The sequence below is a fragment of the Methylobacterium fujisawaense genome, from assembly GCF_039619325.1.
Classification (GTDB): Bacteria; Pseudomonadota; Alphaproteobacteria; order Rhizobiales; family Beijerinckiaceae; genus Methylobacterium; species Methylobacterium fujisawaense.
The window spans coordinates 5,256,006-5,278,354 of the sequence record NZ_CP155000.1 but is presented as its reverse complement, the minus strand read 5'-3'; the positions used below and the strand labels follow the sequence as shown (position 1 = coordinate 5,278,354).

The following is a 22,349-nucleotide window of genomic DNA, read 5'->3' as shown; positions in this document are numbered from 1 at the left end:
AGTGCAGTGACGCGGACAGAGGATTCACGCGTCCGATGAGACGTGCGAGTCTGGGCCATGGCTCAGACGGTCTGTGTGCTTCTCGATGCGAGCGATGCGGCACGACTGGTTGCGATCGCCAGCGACCGCTCCCGCCCGCTCAAACATACCCAGCGTGCCCGCATCGTCCTGCTCTCGGCCGAGCGCTTTTGTGTCCAGGACGTCGCCCGGCGGGCGGGCGTCAGCCGCCCGGCCGTGTGGCGCTGGCAGCGGCGCTACGCCGAGGCTGGCGTCGAAGGTCTGCTGCGCGACAAGACGCGCCCGCCCGGCACGCCGCCCCATTCAACCGAGACGGTGGCCGAGGTACTGGCGCTGACCTGCTCGGAGCCGCCGGGCGAGGTCACCCACTGGACCGGCCGGGCCGTGGCCCGCGCGGTCGGGATCTCGTTGCGTGCCGTGCAGCGGATCTGGGAGGCTCACCGCCTCCAGCCGCATCGGCTGCGCACGTTCAAGCGCTCGCGCGACCCCGCTTTCGCCGCCAAGGTCGAAGATGTCGTCGGCCTCTACATGGCCCCACGCGCCCACGCGGTGGTGCTGTCCATCGACGAGAAGAGCCAGATCCAGGCGCTGGAGCGGACGCGCCCCGACCGTCCGCCTGCCCCCGGCCATCCTGCCGCCCAGACCCACGACTATACCCGTCACGGCACCACGACGCTCTTTGCGGCCCTCGACGTCCTGGCGGGCACCGTGCTCGGCCGCTGCATGCAGCGCCACCGGAACGGTGAGTTCATCCGGTTCCTCAACGCCGTCGAATCTGCTGTCCCGTCCGGCAAGGCGATCCACGCGATCCTCGACAACGTCGCTACCCACAAACATCCGAAGGTGCGCGCCTGGCTCGCCCGGCACCCGCGCTGGACGTTCCACTTCACCCCGACTTCGGCCTCGTGGCTCAACGCGGTCGAGGGCTTCTTCTCAGCGCTGACCCGTCGTCGGCTGCGGCGAGGCTCCTTCACCGGCGTCGTCGATCTGCAGGCGGCGATCAAACGCTACATCGCCGAGCACAACCAGCGCGCCAGACCCTTCGTCTGGACAAAGCCCGCCACCGATATCCTCGAAGCCGTCGGCCGATCCCCTGAACCATCCGTCTGAGTCAGTGCACTAGACATTCGTGCCCTTGCTGGCGCGGCGGGAGCGATGCGTTTTCGCGCCCCTGTCGGCGCGGGTCGGATCGATCGGCGACAACCGACAGGGCGGCTGGTACCCCTACCGGACCTCGAAGTCGGCGCTGATTCAGATCCTGCGAACGCTCGCGATCAAGGTCGCAAGCAGCCGACCGAAGGCGATTGTAGTCGGCATGCATCCAGGCATGGTCACGTCCGGCTTGTCGCGGCCCTTCCGGCCGGAGTCGACGGCCATCGGCCTCTGTCACCCGAGGAGAGCGCAGCGCATCTCCTGCGCGTGCTGGATGACCTGTGCTCAGCGACACCGGCGGCGTCTTCGCTTGGGACGGCTCGCCGAGCCCCCCCTGAGCGCGGTCTCGGCCCGAACAGATGGCCACGACGTCATGCGATTGTGTGGAGCCGGAATTGCTTACTACATGCGCCATCAGCCGGTATTGGCCTAACGCCCGAAACCAGACATTCGGGATTGCGCCCAACCCGGCCATTCAGTCGGCCATTACAACGTCCCGTAAGCGGCCCCTCGGCGACCAGCGCGGCTAGCGCCCGGAAATATCCCTGCCCAAGCACGCCCGGCATCAGGGTCGACAGGCAGGTCGCCACCGCGCCGTTGCGGTTTTCAAAACTGTGCGCGGTGCTGCGTAGCATGAACAGGGTCTAGCTCGGACGGAGCGCATGCGGCTCGCCTCGCGGCATTGACGGTGACGGTCAGGCTGTAGACGGTTCCGTCTCAGGCGCGGCGATAGTGAGCGACGGGCATGTGGCCGTGTGGCGGAGCGGTCATCTCGAACAAATCGAGGCGACCGTTCATCGCGTACTTGGAGCATAGGAACTGCACCGTCAGCGGCCCGATACTGATCTCCTCGGCCATGTTGTTCCTCGATCCCAAACCCGGAGATCAGGGTAAGACAATCCGACAGCCCTTCACGGACCTGGCACGCCCCCTTTCCGCCCATCCCTCTACGCAGCCCGTGCAACCAAGCGAACACGGCGCCGCCCATCGAGCGCCGTTGTGTCCGAGGATCAATCCGCCCGCGTGATCGGCCGCGCGAAACGTTGCTCCAGCACCTCGGCCTCCCATTGCCGTCCGGGCCGCTCCTCTACAAGCCGGAAGCCGTGCGACTCGTATAGGTGACGGGCGGCGTGAGGGCCCTGGAATGTCCACAGGTGGACGGCGTCGAAGGCCTGCCGCTCGCAGAAGCCTGGGTGTCGCGCTGATGGTCGGACCGGCCGCGCTGTCGGGGATCGGCGCCGGCTTGCTGGCGCAATTCGCCGTGCTTGGCGCGGCCTTACCGAAGGGGCGCGATCCTTGCGCATCGCGCCCCTTCGGTGGGCGTTAGGCCGAGAGCGCGACTTCGATTTTCGGGAAGTCGATGTCGGTCTGAGCCACGTTGTTGGTGAAGTTGGTGAGCACGTTCAGCGCGACGCCGGCGATCACCTCGACGATGCGGGCGTCGTCGAGGCCGGCCGAGCGGGCGCTCGCGAGATCGGCATCGCTGACTTGGCCGCGCGCCTCGACTACGCGACGGGCGAGAGCAGCGACCGCGTTGTCGACCGGGTCCTGCGCCTTTCCGTGGCGCGCGGCCAGGATGTCCTCGGGCGTCAGGCCCGCGCCCTTGCCCATCAAGGTGTGGGCCGAGAGGCAGTAATGACAGCCGTTTGCCTGCCCGACAGTCAGCGCGATGATTTCGCGCTGCTTGGCGGTCAGGGCACCGTGGGTCAACGCGTCGGAGAAGGCCAGGTAGCCGTTCAGCGCGGCGGGCGACCGCGCGAATATCGTGAAGAGGTTCGGCACCATGCCGATCTTGCCCTTTACAGCCGAGAGCGTCGACTGGACGGCGGGATCGGCATGGGCGGGGTCGATGGGGGTGATGCGGGGCATTGGAAGATGTCCTTCACTACGTCCGTGCGGGTTGCACCACAGCTCTATGAGCGACTACGCAGCATCGAAGGTGTCAGGATCATTGCCGATCGTCCCATTGGCGAGGTCGAGATGGACCATTTCGCGGCGCTGTTCGCTCACGCCGCCCCCACGGCGCGGACCTTCTTCACGGGCAACCTCTGCCAGACCGAGGATTTTGGCGATGCAGGCCACCTTCATTTGATGCAGGCCGGTGCGCTGCGGCTTGTGCTGGCGGGGCAGGACGATCTCGTCATCGACGAGCCGACGCTCCTCTTCCTACCCCGTGGGCGCCCGCACCGGTTCGTGGCTGATGCCGAACGCGGGGCGGATCTGGCCTGCGCCACTGTCGACCTCGGCGGCAGGTTCGGCAATCCCATCGCGCATGGCCTCCCCGAATTGATCGTCATGCCGCTGAGCCGCCACCCGGTGCTGGTGCCGACCTGCGCGCTCCTGATTGCTGAGGCGTTCGGCGAGGGAGATGGTCGCCAAGCCGCGCTCGACAGCTTGTTCGCCTACCTGCTGATCGTCGTCGTGCGCGACGTGATGACCCGGGGCCTGATCCAGGGCGGCGTGCTCGCGGGGCTGGCCGACCCCCGCCTCTCGCGCGCCTTGACCGCGATTCATGATCGGCCGCGCAAGGCGTGGACGCTGGACGACCTCGCCGAGGTCGTCGGCATGTCGCGCACGCGCTTCGCCGCGGCGTTCAAGGAGGTCGTCGGTCAGACACCGATCGAGTACCTCACGCGCTGGCGCATGATGATCGCGCGAGGCAGCCTCGCCAAGGGGCGGCCGGTCAAGCGCGTCGCCGCCGAGGCTGGCTACGATAGCGCCGCCGCGTTCAGCCGCGTGTTCGCACGGGTGACGGGCGAGAGCCCGCGTGCCTTCAGGTCGAAGGGCGAACACTCAGACGATGCGTGAACGCTGGCGCGAACATCGGAGCCTGTTGCCCCTTCGACAGCCCCGCATCTGACCGAATTAACAGGTCGCTCACGAACGCCTCGGTGAGCCTGTCGGCGCGCAAGCCCGGCCCATATGATCAGATCGGGAGCACGTCCGGGCTGAGTTGCCGCGTCATCGAGGCTGCGCTTGATCGGTTCCACACGCAGAGCAGCACGAACGCCGCCGCAGGGAGCACCCACTCAAAGGGAGGAACCGCGGGCCCGATGGGGATGAGCGAGGGACCTGCATAGGCGGGAACGGGGAGCGCGCGGATCATCGTTGACCTCCAGCGAGGCTGTAGGTGGTTCAGCAGCCGGTGCAGACGGCCGTGCGGATCAGGTGATTGAGCCTGCGGCTCTCGGCGTCGAGGGAGGGCTTGGTGCCAAGGCGTGCATCGAGGGCGGCACCGGCCGGCTTCGTGACACCCGAACGGATGATCTGCCGGAACAGCGGGCCGGCGGCGGGAGGCGGTATCACCCCGGTCTGCACGGCCGGCTCCGATGGCGCGGATATGGCGAGGCGCCCACGGGCCACGGCGTTGCCCTGCAGGCCGAGGGTGAGGAGGAGCGTAGCGGCGATAGCGGCGGTAGGCTTGGTCATGGGAGACCTCCTTGCATTCGCGATTGCTCGGAACTCGCACAGGCCTCGCTCCCGGTTACCCTCCGCGGGTGCGTCCGCGCACCAGAGCGGCACAGCGCTCACGGTAGGCCGACCGCCGATTGCATCATCGTGAACCGCGCCGGGATTTTCGGAAGCTCCCACTCTTGAGAGACCGGAGCCATTATGAAGCATACTCCACCATTTTCCTCCGACGTCCGCGAGCATGCGGTGCGGATGGTACTGGGGCACCAGGGCGAGCACGCCTCGCCGTACGGCGCGATCCGCTCGACCGCCGCCAAGATTGGCTGCTCGGGTTAGACACTGCTCAACTGGGTGAGACAGGACGAACGTGACCGGGGCGTACGGGGCAGGCCGACGACGGACGAGCGCGAGCGGATTAAGGCGCTCGAGCGAGAGAAGCGCGAACTGCAGCAAGCCAATGAGATCCTGAGGAAGGCAGGCGCGTATTTTACCCAGGCGGAGCTCGACTGCCGGTTCCGGCCATGATCGCCTTCATCGACGATCGCCGCACCTAGCTACGACCTCGGCCAGCCCCGGCTCACAGCCCGCGCAGGGGTTGATATAGATCAAGGCCTATCGAAGAAGACAGCACAGCTTACAGTGAAGCTACGGATAGCATCCGAGACTCCATGGGAGAGCTTCGCCCATGTCTCTAATCAAGCGCGATGGCTGCCACTCGACCCGGCGCGGGTCCAAATGCGAGCAACCGCCGGCCTTACGCCGCGGGCGAGAACACTGGGTGGTGCGCTGGATCGGAGCTGCCAAGCGTCGAACTAAAAATCCGATCGAGAGTGCTCCGATTGAGACTTCTGGCGCTCGCATCATTCGGCTAAGCTGTGCTGATACCTTCGGCCGACCGGTATGCCCTGAAGTCGCCAGCATGATTGCGCAAGTGCTGCCCTTCCAGGGCCAATAAGGCGCGAACAATCTCGCGCGCCACGCTTGACTGCCGATCAGGCGCTCTTCCGTGCCTTGCGCTGATTGACAAGTCCACCATGCGACCCGAGCCCGCTAGCCCTCGCGAGAACTGAACGCTGTGCGGCGTAGCTCGGCGCGACCATCGGATAATCGGCCGGGAGGCCGTAACGCTCGCGATAAGCGCGGGGATCAAACCCATGAGCGGTGAGGTGGCGCTTGAGCGTCTTGTAGACCTTGCCGTCGATGAAGCTCACGATCCCATCATCCCGGATCGACTTGCGGATCTGGGCGGGCGTCGGCTTCGCGACCTCAGCGTCTGAAGCTGCAGCTCCTACTGCGGTGGCTGTACCCAGGTTGGCGACTGCCGAATGCACCTGTGCAATCAGAGCCGGCAGCTCGGTAGGCGGCACAGGGTTGTTCGAGACATAGGCTGAGACGATGTCGGCGGCCAGACCGGTGAGGTTGAGACCAGCTTGCTGTGCTTCTTCGCTCACGGCGTTCGTTCCTGTGTACCCCTCGATTTTTGCGGGATGGAATAGGAAAGGCGCAAAAGCAAGTCTATACATTCAGTTGCACGCAATCGACCTGCCATCTCACCGGCATAATGATCTGCAACTTCGGTCAGCATTCGGCTAAGAGGTAGCTCCTCTGCGCAACCTCAGGGCGTTGCGCTGCCATCTATGATGTCACTGCGTTAAGAATATTGAGGGATGTCACTGAAATCGATGAATGTTCGCTCATCGTTGCCGTGCGAACATGACCACGCTGGAATACGAGCATCGTTCTGGCGGCGCCAATCGCACTCGCAATCCTCACCGTTGTAGCGTAGCTATTTCATGTGGCGCCGCCGTGAAACGACCTTTCCCCCGCACGAGACGATCCTGTCGGAAGTGTCACGCTGTAAGCAGACAGTCGATTGCCATCGCGCGCGATCGAGGCTAGCTCAACCGCGCTGGGAACCGTCTCAGCATGTGAACCTTGGAACTCCGCCCGGCGATCTCCCCCGATCGACCGGGTTTTCTTTCTGACCGGAGCGTCGATCAGAAGGGTAATCACTCGGCGGTAAGCGCTGGCAGCAGCTGTCGCGGGCGCGCCGCCTCATAGACCACGGCGTGAAGTGCGATCAAGTATATGCCCGCGATGAGGATTATAACGCCGACGCCGACCCAGTCGTGAATGGGCGGATCGTGGCTACTGCGGCGCGTGACGCCCGTCAGGACGCCGCACTTCTCACATATCCTCGCAGAGGATCGGAGCCGTTGTCGGCATGCTGGGCACCTCGTAAGCAGCATGAGCCTGCTCCCTGCTTAGGAAAGGCAAGATGCACCCCGCGCTCAGTTGCGTTTTGATCTGAATCAACGGCTACGTTGGGCCGGCGCGCCACTAGCTGTAATAATATTACGGTTAGAGCCCGGAACTGCGGCGGCACTTCAGCCGGCGACTTCGCTGCTCGCCGCAAGCGCGACCGCCCGGACATAGCCGAACGCGTCGAGAAAGGCCGCCTACTTCCCGGTGCGCCGCGTCACGGACGGCAGCGGCGGCCCTCGCGTGGTCGCATCCCGCGCTTAGAACCTGCGGCGGCCGCCGGCCAAAACCTCGGCTAGCCAGTGCCAAGCGATCAATCAGCCCCGTTCTTGGTGGCCGTTCCGCCGTACCAAATGAGGTTTGGGCCGAACGGGGGCCGGGGCCGCGAGGCAGCCGAACCCGTGTGAACCACACTTCGTCGAATCGCGGGGTCGTACGCACGAGCATTTGACGGCCGCAGCCGAAGCTCATGAAGAACTAGCGGATGACAAAGCATCTTCGGTTCAAAGTGGATGGTTGACACGCGCTGTCGTCAGGTCAGAGTTATTTCGTCCAGTCGCCGCTGCGTCAGAGCAGTGTCCCGTCGGATCCGAGCTCAGGATCGAGTTCAGGGTCGGTTTTGGGCGTTTCGAGCCTGGTAAGCGCGTAGCGTAGCGCGGCGATGGCGCGCATCCGCCGCACGGGCTCGATCGGTACGAGTAAGCACACCGGTTTGGACGGCGCGAAGATCGCAATGGTCGTGAGCATCGACCTGTCGTGATCGGTAACGGTCACGACGATCGCTTGTCTGCCATAACCGCTGCGGCTTCGGTCGTTTGGAAAGGAGACGACGTTGCTCATGCTCGGCCATTCTGCGGCGGCTGTTCGACACCGAGTGCTGAGGTGACGCTCAAGGAGATCCTATGTTCACCACCCAGCATCTGCGTGCATGCGTTGTTGCTGCCGTCGCAGCCAGCATTTCGTGCCATCGCGCCGCGGCTAAGGGCAAGATATCCGACCGCCAGCTTCTTGTCGCAACGTCTCACCAATAGGATCGTACCGCCCAAAGCCAACGGGCGACGATCACACCCCGCAGCAGGTTGAGGCTCATACCGAGTAGATCCTACGATCCCTTGTTGCGAAAAAGTTCGTAAGCGGCCCGGTTCAGGGCAGTATAGAGCCGGGCCGCTGATCGCATCGGGGGCGACCGACGATCTGTCCGCGCGGCCTTGGGCAGGGCGCCGTTCGAAAGTCGCGTCCTGCCTCTCTAATCATTTGCTGGAATGCTTGTGCGCGTTGGCCGTATGGCGATGCGCGTGTTCGGCATGCTCGTGCGCGCTGGTGGAGTGGCGCTTCGCCTCTTCCGCGTTGCCGTGAGCATGGTGATGAGCGGCTTCGTGGTGATGATGAGCCGCCGCGGCATGGTGCGTCGCCGCAAGCATGTGATGCTCGTGAGCGGGATGTGAGTTCATGGCCATGATCGAGACCCTTCGTTGTCAGGCTCCGGACCGCTTCGCGAAGGTGCGCTCCGAGGCGTGCTCATTCGGCGCGGCCGTGATGATGTCGCTGATTCCGGTCTGCGGTCGCTGAGCAATTCAACGTTCGACGCACTGGATGCGTTGACCTGCATCAAGGCCGCCGCGCGTAGAGGGTGATCGGATTCCAGTATGGAAGATGGAGGCGAACCTCATGGCGCAGAAATTAGATCGCTTGGCTCGGGAAGCCGATGAGATTTCCACCAAGATTGAAGGAGCATACGAGAAGCTGATCAACAAGCTGCAATCCAAATCTGATAAGGCGCGCGCGAAGATGAGCAGCAATCGGACTATCAGTACGCGGAATATGTTAGGACAGCGCGCCAAACTTTATGCTGAAGCTGCGCAGGAGATTGGCGCCTGCTTGACCAAGCGACGCATTGCGTCGGGAGACACGCCACACGTCGACGGCAAGAGGGCAGGCTCTCGCGATGCGACAGTCGAGCGCCTCAGTTGAATATACCAGGCTGGAGCTAAATAACCCGCTTGATCGGGGTCAACCACTCTTCACCAGCTCTGCCCTTCTGCGGAGAGCGGCGGACCGTTACATCCCGCAGCTCCGCGAGGGCCTCTGCTCGTGATGGTGAAGCGTTCGACACGCGCAGGATGTTCGACGACGAAAGCTACCGTAGACCGAATGCCGCGCGCTTAGCGGTCGGCGTTGAAGCCGCCGTGGGGCTCAAAGCAAGACCATGGCTGATCAGAAAAGAAAACGAGCGGCACTCGAGCGGCACGGTCGCGCTAAGTCCTTGTTGGCGGGACCAGACAGTCGTCCCGTCCACACCCCGACTGCACAGCTGTTGCCGCGCATCAGAGTGCGTCAAGCCGCCTGCGCGGTTTCCTCAGGCTGGGCGAGCAATCGCGCGAGATCGGCGACCGGCAGCGGGCGGCTGAACAGGTAGCCTTGCATCTCGTCGCAGCCTTCCTGCTGGAGATGATCGCGCTGCTCGGCGGTCTCGACACCTTCGGCCACCGTTGTGATCCCGAGAGCGGCGCCGAGACCGGCTACCGCCCGCACGATCGCCGCGCAGTGACGGTTAGCGCCGAGCTCGCGCACGAAGGACTGGTCGATCTTGATCTTGTCGAATGGGAACGCCCGCAGGTAGCTCAACGACGAGTACCCGGTGCCGAAATCATCCATGGCGATGCGCACACCGAGGTCGCGCAAACGGTGAAGGACCGCCAGGTTGGCGTCGCTGTCGACGAGCAGCACCGACTCGGTGATCTCCAGCTCCAAGCGCTTCGGATCGAGCCCCGCATTCGCCAGCGCCGACACGACGGCGGGGACGAGGCCCGGCTGCCGGAACTGCAGCGGCGAGAGGTTGACCGCGACCTTGATCTCGCCCGGCCAGGTGGACGCTTCCCGGCACGCTTCGCGCAGGACCCACTCGCCGATCGGTGCGATCAGACCCGTCTCCTCGGCGATCGGGATGAACTCGGCCGGCGAGATGAAGCCGCGTTCGGGATGACGCCAGCGCAGCAGCGCCTCGCAGGCGATGATGCGGTTCTCTCGCAGGTTCATGAGCGGCTGGTAGTACAGCTCCAAGGCACCCGTGTTCAGCGCTTCCCGCAGCGCGCGCTCCAACGCACGGCGCGCCTGGACCCGCGCGTTCATCCCCGCCTCGAAGAACCGGAACGTGCCGCGTCGCTCCGCCTTGGCCTGGTACAGCGCGAGATCGGCGTTGTTGAGCAGGAGATCGGGGGTGGTTCCGTCGCCCGGCAGAACGGCGATGCCCAGACTGGCGCCGATCACCACCTCCTGCCCGAGGACGGTGAACGGTCGGGCCAGGTGCTCGACGAGGCGCGCCGCGAGGTGGCCCGCCGCCTCGGGCGATGACGCGCTCTCCTGCAGGATCGCGAACTCGTCGCCGCCCAGGCGGGCGACCATGTCCTCCGCGCGCACGCAGGCCCTGAGGCGCTCGGCGACCACCCGCAGCACCGCGTCGCCGGCCGCGTGCCCGAGCGTATCGTTGATCCCCTTGAAGCCGTTGAGATCAAGGCAAAGCACCGCGGACTGGTCCGGACGGCGCTGCTGTCGCTCCAGGACGGCGCACAGGCGCTCGCGGAAATAGGCTCGGTTCGGCAGGTCGGTCAGCGGGTCGTGGTGCGCCATGTGGGCGATCCGCGCTTCGACGGCGCGCCGCTCAGTGACGTCCTCGGCGATCCCGAGCAGGTATTGCGGCCGTCCCGCCTCATCCGCGACGGACAGCTGCTTGATGTGGAGGAGGCGTTTTCCGTTGGCGGGTGTGTTGATCTCGCGCTCTTCGACGAGAGCGCCGCCATCAGACGTTAGGAGAACGCGCTCTTCGCGAGAAGCGGCAGGCCCTTTCTCGGCAGCCAGAAACAGCTCATGGGCGGTTTCGCCGATCAGCTCCGTCCGCGGCACGCCGAGCAGTTCCTCTCCGGACCGATTCAGCAGGAGGAGACGGTGTGCGACTGCGTCTTGCACGTACACCATCGCGGGAATGTTCTCGACGACTGTGTCGAGAAAACTGCGCGTTTTTCGCAGCTCCGCTTCGGCGAGTCGGCGCTGGGTGACGTCGATGGAAGCCACCAGCACGGCCGGCTGCCCCCTGAGGATCAGCGAACGTATGTACGGCAGGATCTCGATCGAGGATCCATCCGCCTTGATATGACGCCAGATCTGCTCGCCGTCGTAGGGGCTCACGCGGTTCGTCAGGACCGCCTGGACCGCGGCGTGGTCCGCCTCGGGCCGGATGTCGAGAGCCGTCATCGTGAGGAAGCGCTCGCGGCTGTAGCCGTAATGCTCGACCGCGGCGGCGTTGACGTCGAGGAACCGCAACGAGGCAGCGTCACAGACCCACATCGGCAACGGATTGGCCTCGAACATCATCCGGAATGACGCCTCGCGGGTGCGCAACTCCGTGATGTCGACCAGCGTGATCACGAGCAGGTCGCCCAAGGTTGAGGCCGCGACTTTGAGGAACAACTCCCTCTGATCGACGACATAATCCAGCTCGAAATCGATACGGCCGCCAGTCTCGACGACAGCGTGCAGGCGGGTGACGATATCCTCCGCCCGGCTTCCGAGCCGGATCGCTGAGAGGTGCTGCCACAACAGGGCGCTGGCCGGCTGGCGCATCAACGTGGCAGCGCCGGCATTCAAAGCGACGATCTGGAGATCCTGCAGGGCACCATCGACATCACGCACGGGGATCAACGCGAGGATCCCCTCGGTAGTCGAGTGATAGACCTGTTCGACGAGGCTGGATCGGCTCTCGGGTTCGCCGACATGGACGAGCGCGACGGGAAAGCCCCAGTGCGTTTCCAGGGGCAACACCAGGATCTGATGTACTTCGACGACGCCGTTCTCGACGCGGCTGGCCGCCTCCTGCGCGGGCCGGCCGGTTTGCAGGGCCCGGTGCACGACTTGGCGCAGGACCCGTGTGCAGTCGCTGCGCTCCCGCGGGGACTGACCATCGGCCGCCCCATGCAGCCAAACTGCGACGTGTGGTGCGATGCGCACGATGGAGAGTTCATCGCCATCGAGACGCACGATGGCGGTGCTATCGGCGAACCGTCCGAGCGTGCCAAGGGCAACGTCCTCGTAGCGAGGCAGCGCCATACCCGGCTTTCGAGCAGCAGACCAACGCTCGCTTAGGATGTGAGCTGCGCTGCCCGACGCGTCGGATGGGCGATGTTGAGCCTGGATCGACATGTCGCCGGGGAGATCGCACAGACAGATAAGATCACCAATGCAACGCGGCGGTTGAGATTGGATTAAAATCGGGAAGCCGCCGTGAGATGCGGCGCTTCAATGGCGATCGGAAGAGATCAATACTTACTCAATTCCGACACACCTGCCGAGGCCGGTTCGGGTATAAGACCGATTTACCTGCCAGCGCTGAAGCAATGAGAGGATGAGATATGCAATAGAAGGAGCCGTCAGAAATTTGCGAGTGAGTGGCATGCCGTCAACCGGTTTTGAGCCAGCGCGCTGTTGGGGGCCGTCTCCGGGCTATGATCCAGTCCTCAATCTCGCGACTAGTTGGCAAACTGGAGAAAGTGTCGATGCTTGCCAGCGTGCCGACCAGCTTCGGGAACAGTGAGCGGCGAGGACCGTACGGTTCGCCGCTCGCGCGGAGGTCTCGATACGGCGAGGCAAAAACGGGCGCTCTCCTTTGAGAGGAGCGCCCTGAGTGCGTTCCGGTCTCGGGAAGGAACGTGTCGATCTGCTATGACTTCACGCCGGCGTGAACAAGCCACCGCAGGTAAGAAGCCGGGCGTGTGTCCGTGTCATCGAAACGTCACATGTGTTAAGAGGCAGGTGACGCGTTCGTTGAGAGAGGAGGAAGGCATGGCCTCCATCGAGGAGATCGCGGCGACGCTGCGCAGCATCGCGACGCCGGGGATGAAGCCGAAGGCTTTGCGCGCCGCCATACGGGAACGGTACCCTGAGGCGAACAAGAAGGAGATCGTTCGAGCCGCCTTTTACGCTATGACTGAGACCTCTCCTGTGGGGCAGGATGCGCTGCCGGACCTGCACAACTTTGCCTTGTCCGAGCGGGCCGGCGACGAGGATGCGGACGCGGCGCTGAAGGTCGGCAAGCGCAAGGCGAAGAAACTGGCCCCCGACAAGGCTGGCAGGCCCGCAAACCCTGAGGTTGGAGCGCGATACGCAGCGTTCATACGACGCGCGGGTTAGATCATCGGCGCGACGTGCTCAGGCTCGCTTGGGGCGCCTGGTCTGCCGAGAATGCGCGTGACCCGCCTCACGCCGCATGAACCCGGTCGAGGAAGGTGTCGATAGCAGCCTGCAGGCTGGCGGTGCCTGTGTTGACCTGCGAGGCGCCACTTCGGACCTGATCAGCTTGTGCCGCGTTCGAGGCGGCCGCCTCTTGCACACCGCCGATGCTGTTGGATACGGTCCGGGCTTCGGCCGCAGCACCCGCGATAGCGCGGGCGATCTCCTGGCTGGCGTGTCCCTGCTGTTCAGCGGCCGCGGCCACGTCGGAGGCCGTCTTGCTCATTTCCGCGATGGTGCCACCGATCGAGCCGATCGCATCGACCGTCCCGTCGGCGGCGGCTTGGATCGCCGCGACCTGGCTGGTGATGCGGTCCGTCGCGGATGCGGTCTGCGTCGCGAGTTCCTTCACTTCAGCCGCCACCACCGCGAAGCCGCGGCCCGCAGCGCCGGCGCGCGCCGCCTCGATGGTCGCGTTGAGGGCCAGCAGGTTGGTCTGCGCGGCCACGCTGCGGATCAGCGTCACCACGGCTCCGATCTCGCCGGCGGCCTGCGACAGGCTCACCACGGTCGTCTCCAGGCCGCGCGCATCGTCCAGGGCCGCGGCCGCGATCTCGCTCGTGTGCCGTACCTGCTCCTCGATGGCCCGGGCTGAGCTCGACAGCTGTTCCGCGGCACCGGCGATGCTGTTGACCACCTCGACCGACTGGCTCGATGCGACCGCCACGCGCGTAGCCTGCGCCGTCGTGTCCCCGGCGGTGCCGGACAGGGCATCGGCCGTGGCCTGCATCGCCTGAGCCGAGCACGCCAAGCTCGCTACGGCTCGCTTGGTCTCGAGCTCAAAGGCGTGCGTGGCCTCGGCCAGGACCTGGGCTCGGACTGCGTCCTGAGCCGCTCGCTTCTCCGCGCCAGCGTCGAGATCCCGCTTCTCGATCAGCGCGACCTGAAAGGCCTCGATCGCGCGCGCCATCTCGCCAATCTCGTCGGCGCGACGCGTGAAGGGGACTTGGTCGTCGAGCTTCTCGGCAGCGAGCGCCTGCATGGCGGCCTTGAGCCGGTGCAGAGGTCGTTGGATCTGGGTTGCGAGAACCCAGAAGGCGACACCGAGACCCAGAAGCAGAGCGACGGCCGGCGCGACCAGAAGGGTCAGTGTGGCCCGATGGCGCTCCTCCGCGACAGCTGCGCGCTGCGCGTCGAGGTGGGCCAGCATCTCGCGTCCGAGATTGCTGATCTCAGCGACCATGCGCTCACGGTTCTTCACCGTGGCTTCGTCGGTGGCCTGGATCAGGGCGGCCTTGGGCGAGAGGGTCAGGCCCATTTCGGCTGTTTCGGTCTGATAGGCGATGAACTCCTTCACTGCGAGGTCGAGCTTGCGCTTGCGCTCGGGCGAGAGTTGCGCGTCCATGGCAGTGAGAAAGGGACCGCGCGCCTGTTCCACATCGGTGAGGGCGCTCTGGAGCCCGGCGAGCCGGGCTTTGGCCTCCTGGGTGTCTTCGGCGGTGTAGACCGCGGTGGCCTGCACCACTGCGTGCTCGATGGCCTGGGCCAAGGTCCGCGCCTGCAGGCCGGCGTTCCAGGCCGCTTCGGTCGCTGCTGCGCGCTGCTGCTCCTGATCGGCTTGGCGGAGGGCAAAGCCGGAGATGCCGGCGGCGACGAGGCCGAGCAGGCTGATCACGGCCACGAGTTTATGGGCCAGGGAGATACGCATCAGGAACTGCCAAATACCGAGTTGATGCGCCGGTCCCTGCACCGGCATCCGTTGCGCTACCCTTAAGGATAGCTGGCAAAATCGCCTCGACACATTATGAATTAAAACGCCCATATCGTTATGATTGCCAAACAGCGATTGCAAAGAATGAATATTAAAGTCAATATTAAGAGCCATCATACTCAAGGTACCGAGCAATATCCTTCAATCGCATAGGGCTGCTTCGGATTTGCACTTGGCGCGCAGGCCATCCAAACCAGATCAGGCGGAAACATACTGCCCAGACTCATTATGGATCAGCGAGGCGGTCGGCTGAGCAGCGGCAAACGTCCACCTCCGCGATGCAGCGCTTCGGAGCGAGCCGGTCTACTGCCACAATCAAGACATGCTATACTGATAGTTGAAGCGGAGCGTCAGCGATCTCATCGGCTCGGAAGTGAAATGAAGTGCATAGACGCGCACCTGTTCAGACTAAGTGTTGGCGACTTCCATGTACCTTGATCCGGCCACCTTGCTGATCGCCAGCTCTGCGACAACTTTCCTGGTTGGCACGTTACTTCTGGTAGCGGGGCGTGAGTCGCAGGGATCCCGCTCTCTGAGCCTCTGGGGAGCGGCACATCTCATTGGCGCCATCGGTTCCGTCGGCATCGCTCTACGCGACCAAGTCCCTGACCTGCTTTCCATCGGGCTGGCCAACGTGCTCGTTCAGGCCGCTTATGGATTGATCTGGAGCGGCGTCCGCTCCTTCGAGGGTCGTTCGATCCGCCTAGGCGTTGCGTTCGTCGGCGCGATATTCTGGTGTGTCCTCTGCCTGGTTCCGGCCTTCTACGCGTCAGTTACGCTGCGGATCCTATATGGTTCGGCCGTGGCGACACTCTACTGCAGTTCGGCCGCCGTGGAGATCTGGCGCGGCCGCGCGGAGCGGCTCGCCTCCCGAGTTCCGGCTTTCACTGTGCTAGGCCTTCATGGTGCAGTCTACTTCGTCCGGATCCCGCCGACCCTGACGGCACCACAACTCGGATCCAACCCGATCGCCACACCCTGGGTGGCGATCCTGTGCTTCGTGACCATGCTGTTCTCGATCGCCTCGGCCTTCACCTTCTTGGCGCTTGTGAAGGAGCGGGCCGAGCGCGAGCAGCGCATCGCCGCCTCTACCGATGCGCTTACGGGCGTACACAATCGACGCGCCTTCGCGAAAGCCGCCGAGTCTATACTGGCTGAGCATCGAGATAGTGTACTATTGCTTATTGATCTCGACCGGTTCAAGGCCGTCAATGACAGCTATGGCCACGCGGTCGGCGATGCGGTGCTGGTGAGCTTCTGCGCCATGGCCACCTCCCTGCTGCCGCAGGACGCGCTGCTGGGGCGCCTCGGCGGCGAGGAATTCGCCTGCCTTTTGCCGGATGCCTCCCCCGAGGAGGCCCTTGCCCGGGCCGAGGAACTCCGCCGAACCTTTGCGCAACTTTTCGTCGCCGAGTTCCCTGAGCTGCGAGTCAGTGTCAGCATCGGGATCGCACAAGCGTGCGGTGTGGGCGGATACGAGATTCTGATGCACTGCGCCGATATGGCACTCTACACCGCCAAGAATGGGGGGAGGGACCAAGTGGCCATGGCCAAGATGCCAGCCGGGCAGTCCGCTGATGGCCAAGGGCGCATCCCGGATTGTGCGCTGATAGCGAGACGAGACTGCGTGCCTGCTTTTACTGCGCGGGAACGCAGTCCGTACAGGCCAGGCTCAAAGTCCGCGTAATTACCCAGGCCTGTGATGGCTGGGCTCAGGCGCCGATGGTTTTGAGGATGGCGCCGAAGGGACTGCTGCCTGTGAGGCGCGCGGTGTCGACGACGGTGCGAATGGCGGCCTCGCCCTCGGCCGCCCACATGGCCCGGTAGCCGTTGGTGACCTTCCGCTGCACGACAGCCGGACGCAGCAGCCGCTCGGAGCCGTTGTTGGTCGGCTCGACCTTTCCGGGATAGGCGAGGAAGACCAGGAGCTGATCGCGGGCGCGGCTGATCTTGGCCTGCAGGTCGCGGCTCAGATCACAGCGGCTCGACGTGGCGAGGATGGCACCCAGTTGCCGATCCAGGCTGCGGCGCTTGGCCGAGAGCGTCGCGGCAGCCAAGTCGGTGACGCGCTCGGCCAGGGCGAACACGCGCTGCAACCAGAGTTGCAGGCGCCAGGGCACGGGATCGTCGCTGGCCTCGACGCCATAGGCGACATCGCGGGCCAGATGCGCCAGGCAGGTCTGGTGCTCATCCGCGTGGCCCTGTTGGGCGGTGTAGCGGTCGGAGATCCACACCGCCGGTCGGTGCCCGTCCATCATCTCGCGCACCACGACAGCGCCGCGCGTCGGGGAGGCGGTGTGCACCACGGCTTGCGCCGAGTGGAACAGCCAGTGGTAAGCGTTCGAGCCCTCGATGCGCACGCCAGTCTCGTCGCAGGCGACGACCTCAGCCTTGCGCAGGGTCGCGATGGCCGCGTCGCGACCGGCACGGAAGCGGTCCTGCGCGCGCCGGAGCAGGTTCATCAGCCCGCCCTGGCTGAGGGTGAGGCCGAACAGATCGGAGAGCGCCGCCTGCAGCCGTTCGTACGAGAGCGCCTGAAAGGTCTTGAGGTACGTCGCCACCGCATGCAGCCGCGGACCGAAGGGCGTGCCGCGCGCCGCTTCGGGCGGTGGCGCGATCACGCGCGTCCCGCAGCTCGGACAACAAACGGCAAGGCGCTGGTGCTGCGTCACAATCGGCGCCACCTCAGGCAGCTCGATTTGCTCAGAGACGCTGACGATCTCTGCCGGAAGTGCGGCGTGCAGGCTGGCGCCGCAGCACGCGCACGCCTCGGGACGATGCTGGACGATCGTATCGGGATCATCGCTCAGCACCCGGCTGTGACCCTCGTGACCGGGCTTGGCGCCGCCGGGCTTAGAATGCTCCCGCTGCTCCTTGCGATCCGTCGCGGGCGGCTTGGATGAGGTGCGCGAGGTCTTCTCTGGCCGCTGCAGCCGCAGCACCAGCTCGATCAGCTCCTCGCGGCTCAGCCGTTCCAGTTCGCTGCGGCCCATCCCGCCAGGGAATCAGCGAAATCCGACCCGCGCAAGAGGCAAGCTCGTCCCGGCAAGCGGCGCAGCCGCGGGCGTTCCGCCGCCGACCGATCCACCCCGTGGGTAATTACAAGTCCGCGGAAAGAGCATTTTGAGACGATTGGACGAGCCGCAACGAAGGTCCACTTCTCTGGACTAAACAACAAATGCGGCTCAGTCGCTTTCAGTTAGACTACGTCACGTGAGAGCGCCAGCGCACGCAGAACCGGTCGTTCAGCTTTGCGCCCATTCCGGCCATCTAACGAGCCGCCGACGCGCCTCCATAGCGGACGCTCACCGTGAAGGCTGCGGCGGCGGCCCATTCGCATAAGGGCACGATATGGAGCGGCGCAGTGCCTCCGTGGCCCTTGGGATCCGATGTGCGCTCTGGGAAGGCCTTCTTCCAGGCTGCCGGTGAGGGCGGGGCCTACAACCGGGTAGGGTGGAAAGCGGGCGGTCTGCTTGAGAGCGGGCGGGGCTTTGAAACAGACATGGTCGCTACCGGAAGGTCCGCTGGGGCCGGGATACATCTCCACCTCGACCACGTTACTGAAGGAGTGGTCCGGCTGATCCGCCGCGACAGGCGCACGGCCTTCACCGTGCGCCGCAGGTCGCTCAGCTCTTGGAAGAAGTCATAGCGGATGAGCGGCAGCGTTTCCGAGCGCGTACTCAGGCGGTCCAGAAGCTCAGGCATCAGCAGCCGTGCCGTCGTCCCGTAGCGGCTGCGGCGATCCCCCAGCGCCGCAACTTCGGACTGCAGTTTGCCTTAGGCCCGCAGCCAGATCGCCTGGTAGTGCAGCGCCAAGAAGGTATAAGACACGGCTTACAGATGCAGTGAGCGTGGACTTTGCCCTGCTGGACACGCCGATTGCCCGGTCATGCAGGTCTCATCTGCAAAGAACCCGTTTCGGCGATGCTGGCACGAGAGCGCCACCCTTGACGAGGGCATCGAGCGCCGCGAGGATCTCGTCGCCGCTGTCAAGGCTTCCGAACGCCTCGGCTACCTCGCCGGCCCGGACCCGGAAGCTCGGTTCGTTCAACACGCGTAGGGCGGCCGTGCGCAAGGTCTCAACGGTAGGCGCGTCCGTCGTGAGGTCGATACCAACCCCCGACCAGCCGATGCGCGCGCCGACCTCGGCTTTGTCCTCCGTCCGCCCCGCCGAGACGATCGGCACGCCCACGGCCAGCGCCTGCGAGACACTGCCATAGCCGCCGTTGGTCACAAGTAAGTCTACCTTCGGCAGCAGCAGGTCGAACGGCAGGAAGCTCGCGACCCGGGCATTGGCGGGAAGCGGTCCCCGCAAGACGTCCAAGGGCCGCCCGCCAGTGGTCGCGACAACGAGCAGGTCGTCCCGGTCGGCGAGCGCGGTCAGTGTCGGCTCGACCAGAGCCCCGAAGTCCGCATTGGCGAGTGTGCCCTGCGTGACCAGCACGACGTGGCCGCCCTCCTCGCGCCACGCGTCGAGCTCGGGCCACCAAGTCGGCACCGGTATGTCGGCGTGCGGGTTGGGCAAGAGGCCGACGAAGCGTAGGCCGGACGGGAGCGCACCGAAGTCGTACTCGAAGGCGGGGACCGTCGGCTGGAGGAAGAGATCCGGCAGCACGACGATCGAGTGAGGCAGGGAAGCCGGCAGGGGCGGAAGCCCGAGTCCGGCGAGCAGGCCGTCCGTGTGGGCGCGCACGGGATTGACGAAGGCGGCATCCGTCCCCGCCTTCAAGGCGGAGTAGCGCATCCGCTCGGCTTCGTCTCCTGCCGGCGGCAGGCCGGCCCCCACCGGCGCGTGATCAGGCCGATCGAGGAAGAGGAAGCTGACGTTCAGGACGGCGATCGGCGGCCGGGGTTGCCTGTCGAGGAGCAAGGGCAGCACGCCAAGGAAAAGGCTGCCGGCGATCACGATATCAGGCCGATGATCTGCGATCAGCCTCCGCAAGCCGGCTGCTTGGCCAGGCATGCCGTCGATGAAGCGCCGCTCGAATTCATGCCGCCAGCGTTCCGGTCCCGGCGGCAGGCTGACGTCGAGGTAGGCGGCGGCTCCACCATCATTGCACGGGACGAAACGCAGACCTGCTGCCTCGATCCGGGTCCGAAACGTCTCGGCCGTTGTGAACAGCACGTCGTCGCCGCGGGCGCGCAGGAGGTTTCCGATGGCCAGCAGCGGATTGACATGCCCTGTCAAAGCCGAGGCCGCGATCAGGACTTTCATCTTGAAACTCCGTAGCTTTGGAATTGAGAACACTCACTCGGCGTCGCGAACGAAGTGTAGCTGTTCCGAATATATCGACCGCAGCTCGCAAGGAATACGCGACCGCAGCGTGCACGTCGATTGCTGCTATTTTGGACTGAACGATCCCGAACGCGCTGGTGTTTCGGCTCAGGTGCGTGACCAGCTAGTCTCAGATGGAAGCCTCATCGAGATACAGGCTTTATGGATACCTCATCGGCTACGTGGAAGCTGCGACTCGTCTGCTTCGGACACATCGAATAGAGTACATATCACTGCGACCGGCAGCGGAGACGACAGATCGACGGAGTGACAGAACTGCGAGTGTCCGCAACAGACATCGATAAGGCCACCCACCTTCTGGGTAATTCTCTCGCGCAATGCAAACAGACGCAAGACCTGGGAATCACGAAAAGAGAGTCGCTCGCGCAATGCTCATTATCAAATCGAAACTGCGATGACGGCCTTGCAGTCAAGCCTCGCCATTTCAATCGAGGTTTTGCTTGGCCATGAAGTTTCGGACTAACGCTGCAATCTCGTCGACGCGCTCATCAAGCGCGAAGTGTCCCGCATCGAGAATGTGGATTTCTGCGTCCGGAAGGTCTTTCCTGTAGGCTTCGGCACCGCCGATCGCGAAGGACGGATCGTATCGCCCCCAGACGACGAGGGTTGGAGGCCGCTTCTGCCGGAGCCAAGTCTGCCACATCGGATAGGAGGCGACGTTGGTACGATAGTCATAAAACAGATCGGACTGGATCTGTCGTTGACCTGGCCGGGACAGATGGGCGAACTCGTCGAGCCACAGATGCGGGTCGTATCGCTTTGGATGCGGGCTGGTTCCGAGATGACGCTGCTTCGTCGTCTCCAGGGAGAGGAAGCTATCGATCACCGCGTCCTCATGGGAGGCGCGGTCGTGCCAGAATGCCCGACGGGTTGCCCAGAGCGGTCCAAGCCCATCCTCATGAGAGACAGCATTCTGGATGATCAGCGCCTGCACACGTTCGGGATGTGCAAGAGCCAGCCTCATGCCTATGGGGCCGCCATAATCCTGAAGGAAGAGGCTGTACCGGTTCAGGCCGATCTTTTCCGCAAACTGGTCGATCGTGCCGGCGACATGGTCGAACGTGTAGGCATATCGCTCCGGCGGTGGCGCCTCGCTCAGGCCGAAGCCCGGATAATCGGGTGCCACCAGATGGAAGCGGTCTGCGAGACGAGGGATCAGCGTCTCGAACATGGCCGAAGATGATGGAAAGCCGTGAAGCAGAAGGATTGTCGGAGCGTCCTTCGGGCCGGCTTCTCGATAGAAGATTGTAACGCCGTCGACCGCAACCGTACGATAGGTTGTGTCGACGGATGTCATTGAGGCCGTCTCGGCCGACGCAGTTGGAGAAGCAATCAGCGCCGTTGTCGCGAGAAGGGGTGCAAGCGCTCTGAACATCGTTGTACCTCTCGAGTACGGGTGGCTTCTCAGCCGCGGATGCTGTGCGTCGAGCGATATCCGTCATGACGCACGCAGCCTTTCGGAGCGGGCGTGCGAAGTCCTGGCTGGAACCGCTCGATGCCCGCGTGCCTGTCCGATCGAGCCAACCACAAGGCTCGGCGGAGCGGCCGCAGGCACCACACGCCGCTTCAAGGTTCACCGAGCCAAACCGGGTCTCTGTAAACCCTGCCTGTCACTCCGGAAGCTGCCGCGCATCATTTTCTCAATGATGGGTATCCGTCGACATAGATCCAGTTCGTCGATCGAGCAGGAACGTGACACCCTAAACATTCGTCTCGATAGCTGACTGTCGTGGCTTTGTCGGGCTGACCCGCATCGAACCACGACCAGCCCCAACCTTCGCCCCAAAGTGGGTTGTCTTGGTGAGTATTTCCGGCGTCGCGCACCATGACGAACCAACCTTTGAGATGATCCGCACGACTTACCGTCCCGGTCGTAAATTCACCGGTGCTGGTTTCATAAACTTCTTTGACCAGGGTAGCGCCGTCTGGAAACGAACCCTCGTTGCGATAGGTCTGCGCAGCACCGGGTGATGCGTAGACCACGTGCATCTCCTTCGAACCCCGGCCATTCTCCGATGCGACCGCCCAGGAACCGAGGAACCGGTAGCGTTCCCGGTAGTCGCTCGGCACGCGGATATTGCCGGATTCATCCACAAGCTGCGGCTTCTTTTGGTCTATCGGCTGAGCGGAAGGCTGACTCAGCAATCCCGCCGACGTGGCCAGCAGCGTCAATGCGCCAGAGACATGGAGCAGATAGCGACGATACATATCGTATCTCCA

Annotated in this window: 18 protein-coding genes and 1 pseudogene; 8 read left to right on the top strand and 11 right to left on the bottom strand. The window is 64.3% G+C overall.

Annotation, left to right across the window (positions count from 1 at the left end):
• The first annotated feature begins 57 nt into the window (after positions 1-57).
• The gene (locus ABC766_RS25030; RefSeq protein ID WP_345819737.1) at positions 58-1,128 is read left to right on the top strand and encodes an IS630 family transposase; all 1,071 of its coding nucleotides are present in this window, start codon (positions 58-60) and stop codon (positions 1,126-1,128) included.
• Between the two features lie 759 nt (positions 1,129-1,887).
• On the opposite strand, the gene ABC766_RS25025 is transcribed toward ABC766_RS25030, so the two are convergent.
• Together ABC766_RS25025 and ABC766_RS25015 are read right to left on the bottom strand one after the other, a co-directional pair.
• Positions 1,888-2,028, bottom strand: coding sequence for a hypothetical protein (locus tag ABC766_RS25025; RefSeq protein WP_158713311.1), 141 nt, complete (start codon positions 2,026-2,028; stop codon positions 1,888-1,890).
• Positions 2,029-2,493: 465 nt separating this feature from the next.
• Complete coding sequence (locus ABC766_RS25015) at positions 2,494-3,039, bottom strand: carboxymuconolactone decarboxylase family protein (protein WP_043387826.1); 546 nt, start codon at positions 3,037-3,039, stop codon at positions 2,494-2,496.
• Between the two features lie 6 nt (positions 3,040-3,045).
• Here ABC766_RS25015 and ABC766_RS25010 point away from each other — a divergent pair, with 6 nt between their 5' ends.
• Positions 3,046-3,978, top strand: a complete 933-nt coding sequence (locus tag ABC766_RS25010) for a helix-turn-helix transcriptional regulator (protein ID WP_230366881.1) — start codon at positions 3,046-3,048, stop codon at positions 3,976-3,978.
• A 327-nt stretch (positions 3,979-4,305) separates the two neighbouring features.
• Here the strand turns inward: ABC766_RS25010 and ABC766_RS25005 are convergent, their stop codons facing one another.
• A complete protein-coding gene (locus tag ABC766_RS25005; RefSeq protein WP_043387824.1) occupies positions 4,306-4,599 on the bottom strand; it encodes a hypothetical protein in 294 nt (97 codons plus the stop codon).
• A gap of 183 nt (positions 4,600-4,782) precedes the next feature.
• On the opposite strand from ABC766_RS25005, the pseudogene ABC766_RS25000 reads away from it, so the two are divergent.
• Positions 4,783-5,129: pseudogene (locus ABC766_RS25000) on the top strand (transposase); the annotation flags it as partial.
• Positions 5,130-5,573: 444 nt separating this feature from the next.
• Here ABC766_RS25000 and ABC766_RS24995 read toward each other — a convergent pair.
• Both ABC766_RS24995 and ABC766_RS24990 read right to left on the bottom strand, forming a co-directional pair.
• Complete coding sequence (locus tag ABC766_RS24995; RefSeq protein WP_230366880.1) at positions 5,574-6,032, bottom strand: MucR family transcriptional regulator; 459 nt, start codon at positions 6,030-6,032, stop codon at positions 5,574-5,576.
• 1,378 nt (positions 6,033-7,410) lie between these two features.
• Complete coding sequence (locus tag ABC766_RS24990; RefSeq protein WP_139239584.1) at positions 7,411-7,683, bottom strand: hypothetical protein; 273 nt, start codon at positions 7,681-7,683, stop codon at positions 7,411-7,413.
• A gap of 443 nt (positions 7,684-8,126) precedes the next feature.
• Between ABC766_RS24990 and ABC766_RS24985 the strand changes: the two genes are divergently transcribed.
• Positions 8,127-8,288, top strand: a complete 162-nt coding sequence (locus ABC766_RS24985) for a hypothetical protein (protein ID WP_158713310.1) — start codon at positions 8,127-8,129, stop codon at positions 8,286-8,288.
• A 208-nt stretch (positions 8,289-8,496) separates the two neighbouring features.
• A complete protein-coding gene (locus ABC766_RS24980; RefSeq protein WP_139239583.1) occupies positions 8,497-8,814 on the top strand; it encodes a hypothetical protein in 318 nt (105 codons plus the stop codon).
• A gap of 363 nt (positions 8,815-9,177) precedes the next feature.
• On the opposite strand, the gene ABC766_RS24975 is transcribed toward ABC766_RS24980, so the two are convergent.
• Positions 9,178-11,943 (bottom strand): sensor domain-containing protein, encoded by a 2,766-nt coding sequence (locus ABC766_RS24975; RefSeq protein ID WP_179240068.1) that lies wholly within the window; start codon positions 11,941-11,943, stop codon positions 9,178-9,180.
• A gap of 732 nt (positions 11,944-12,675) precedes the next feature.
• On the opposite strand from ABC766_RS24975, the gene ABC766_RS24970 reads away from it, so the two are divergent.
• On the top strand, positions 12,676-13,023 hold the full coding sequence (locus ABC766_RS24970) for a hypothetical protein (RefSeq protein ID WP_051976286.1): 348 nt from the start codon (positions 12,676-12,678) through the stop codon (positions 13,021-13,023).
• A 67-nt stretch (positions 13,024-13,090) separates the two neighbouring features.
• Here the strand turns inward: ABC766_RS24970 and ABC766_RS24965 are convergent, their stop codons facing one another.
• Positions 13,091-14,818, bottom strand: a complete 1,728-nt coding sequence (locus ABC766_RS24965) for a methyl-accepting chemotaxis protein (protein WP_230366879.1) — start codon at positions 14,816-14,818, stop codon at positions 13,091-13,093.
• A 442-nt stretch (positions 14,819-15,260) separates the two neighbouring features.
• Here ABC766_RS24965 and ABC766_RS24960 point away from each other — a divergent pair, with 442 nt between their 5' ends.
• Positions 15,261-16,520, top strand: a complete 1,260-nt coding sequence (locus ABC766_RS24960) for a GGDEF domain-containing protein (protein ID WP_081948803.1) — start codon at positions 15,261-15,263, stop codon at positions 16,518-16,520.
• A 25-nt stretch (positions 16,521-16,545) separates the two neighbouring features.
• Here the strand turns inward: ABC766_RS24960 and tnpC are convergent, their stop codons facing one another.
• Together tnpC and ABC766_RS24950 are read right to left on the bottom strand one after the other, a co-directional pair.
• Positions 16,546-17,826: an IS66 family transposase gene (gene tnpC, locus ABC766_RS24955; RefSeq protein WP_043387809.1), complete on the bottom strand. Its 1,281-nt coding sequence runs from the start codon at positions 17,824-17,826 to the stop codon at positions 16,546-16,548.
• A 905-nt stretch (positions 17,827-18,731) separates the two neighbouring features.
• Entirely contained in the window at positions 18,732-19,739 is a 1,008-nt protein-coding gene (locus tag ABC766_RS24950) for a glycosyltransferase (RefSeq protein ID WP_345819736.1), read from the bottom strand.
• Positions 19,740-19,751: 12 nt separating this feature from the next.
• On the opposite strand from ABC766_RS24950, the gene ABC766_RS24945 reads away from it, so the two are divergent.
• The gene (locus ABC766_RS24945) at positions 19,752-20,063 is read left to right on the top strand and encodes a hypothetical protein (RefSeq protein ID WP_345819735.1); all 312 of its coding nucleotides are present in this window, start codon (positions 19,752-19,754) and stop codon (positions 20,061-20,063) included.
• A gap of 490 nt (positions 20,064-20,553) precedes the next feature.
• On the opposite strand, the gene ABC766_RS24940 is transcribed toward ABC766_RS24945, so the two are convergent.
• Both ABC766_RS24940 and ABC766_RS24935 read right to left on the bottom strand, forming a co-directional pair.
• Positions 20,554-21,504 (bottom strand): alpha/beta fold hydrolase, encoded by a 951-nt coding sequence (locus tag ABC766_RS24940; protein WP_043388182.1) that lies wholly within the window; start codon positions 21,502-21,504, stop codon positions 20,554-20,556.
• Between the two features lie 257 nt (positions 21,505-21,761).
• A complete protein-coding gene (locus tag ABC766_RS24935; RefSeq protein ID WP_081948859.1) occupies positions 21,762-22,337 on the bottom strand; it encodes a cytochrome P460 family protein in 576 nt (191 codons plus the stop codon).
• Between the last annotated feature and the right edge of the window lie 12 nt (positions 22,338-22,349).